General features: G+C 68.5%; 2 protein-coding genes and 1 pseudogene. 1 reads left to right on the top strand and 2 read right to left on the bottom strand.

What is annotated here, in order from left to right; translation table 11 throughout:
• A pseudogene (locus ACXJKR_RS32210) lies at positions 1–607 on the bottom strand (hypothetical protein); the annotation flags it as partial.
• Positions 608–881: 274 nt separating this feature from the next.
• Here ACXJKR_RS32210 and ACXJKR_RS32205 point away from each other — a divergent pair.
• Complete coding sequence (locus tag ACXJKR_RS32205; protein ID WP_457326321.1) at positions 882–1,175, top strand: hypothetical protein; 294 nt, start codon at positions 882–884, stop codon at positions 1,173–1,175.
• A gap of 13 nt (positions 1,176–1,188) precedes the next feature.
• Here ACXJKR_RS32205 and ACXJKR_RS32200 read toward each other — a convergent pair whose 3' ends face one another.
• Positions 1,189–1,314, bottom strand: a complete 126-nt coding sequence (locus tag ACXJKR_RS32200; protein ID WP_457326320.1) for a hypothetical protein — start codon at positions 1,312–1,314, stop codon at positions 1,189–1,191.
• Between the last annotated feature and the right edge of the window lie 204 nt (positions 1,315–1,518).

Genomic DNA, 1,518 nt, shown 5'->3' with positions numbered 1-1,518 from the left:
ATTGCACGCTGTCAATCGCCAACGGGCCGGGCGCCGTCACTTCCGCCGCTGATTTGAGGAAGAAGGGCTTGACCTCGGCCCAGTGGATCGAGGCAAAGCCGCCCATCGAGGGCGGCGCCGGCTGCCAACTGCCTCGGGCGGTGGCTGGCGTGTAGACGACGCGGGCGTTCCAGCCGTCGCTGCTGCGCATGGCGATGCATTGCTCGGCGACCTGGCGGCCCAGGGCGCTGCCATCGCTCTTGCCGGCGCCATCGGGCAGCTTGGCAAGCGACGCCTGCAACGCGGCGTCGAGTGCAGGCTTTTGCAGCGGGTAGATCGACGCCAGCACCGCATGTGCCGCCGATGCCGCCGCCGCCTCGGCCGATGCGCCGGCCGGCGCTGCGGGGGCGGGACTCATGTAGGCCTGGTGCGTGCGCGTGATGGCGTTGACGGCGTCGAACATGGCGACGTGCGTGAGAGCCAAGGCACGCATCTCGACTTGCGGCGTGCTGGACGCCGTGAGGCCGAGCGCCGTGACGTTCCAGTCCGTGACAACGTCGGCTCGCGCCGAATGCAGGGCAGTCGCCAGCACGGCGGCCAGCAGGCATCTCCAAGCGCCAAGTTTCATCGCGGCTCCTTTGCAGTCGACGCTGCGAGGCTCCGCCCGCCCTGGTGGCCCAGCAACCCCTAGAAGGCGGCGCGATGGCTCGGTGTCCTCTCGGTTGAGGATTGCCGCGGGGGATGCGAGCGTCAGTCCAGCATTGCGACTGGCCCCTCCGGCATCGCGGCCGTCAACGGCCGTCGTAGGCGCATCAACAAGCGAAACAAACGCTCGCCCGGCCTGAAACCGCCGCGCGACAGGCGGCAGGCACAGTGCGATGCCTTGGTTCCAGGAGACCGTCATGCCTTCACAAGCTTTCCAAGCATCCTCTGCTCGCCGCGTGCTGGCCGCACTCGTTGTCGCTTTCGCCTTCACTTCGGGCCTGGCCCATGCGGCGGACACCGAGCAAGGCATCGAGCAAGCGCTCAACGCGGCGCTGCAGGACAAGCGCGGTATCACGCTCTATGTGAACGGGCAGGCGATCTCGGGCGCCGTGACGCGCATCGAGCCGGGCCGCTGGGTGGAACTGCGCAACCAGCAGCACGGCCGCATCCTCGTGCGGCTGGGCCGCATCGACGGCATTGCGGCGCCCTGAGGGGCGCCCGCGTTCAAGCCTTGCTCAGGCGGGCCGCCACCTCCGGCGGCAGCGGCATGAACTCGCGCATGTCCTGCGCGCAGCGGCAGGCGGCGGCGATCTTGGCGGCCCAGTGGTGGGCGGCTTCCCGGTCGGGCACGTCGACAACGGTGAAGCCGGGGACGGCGCTCTGTCTACACGCCCAGATACCTGCCGGGTTTGTGGTTCAGTGTGAGGATGGCGCCGATGGCCACCGCGCCAACGACTGACTGCAGAACCCGAACGGGCGGCACGGTGAAAAGCGCTGCAAGCACGACCAGGACATCGACCGACATCTGAATCTTTCCTGCACTCAGACCCTTGG

This window comes from Roseateles sp. P5_E11 (genome assembly GCF_054049355.1).
This window is presented reverse-complemented; position numbering and strand designations above follow the sequence as displayed.

What these genes read in the sequence shown, in the direction of transcription:
- ACXJKR_RS32205 (WP_457326321.1), top strand. Translation starts at nt 882, where the DNA reads ATGCCTTCACAAGCTTTCCAAGCATCCTCTGCTCGCCGCGTGCTGGCC.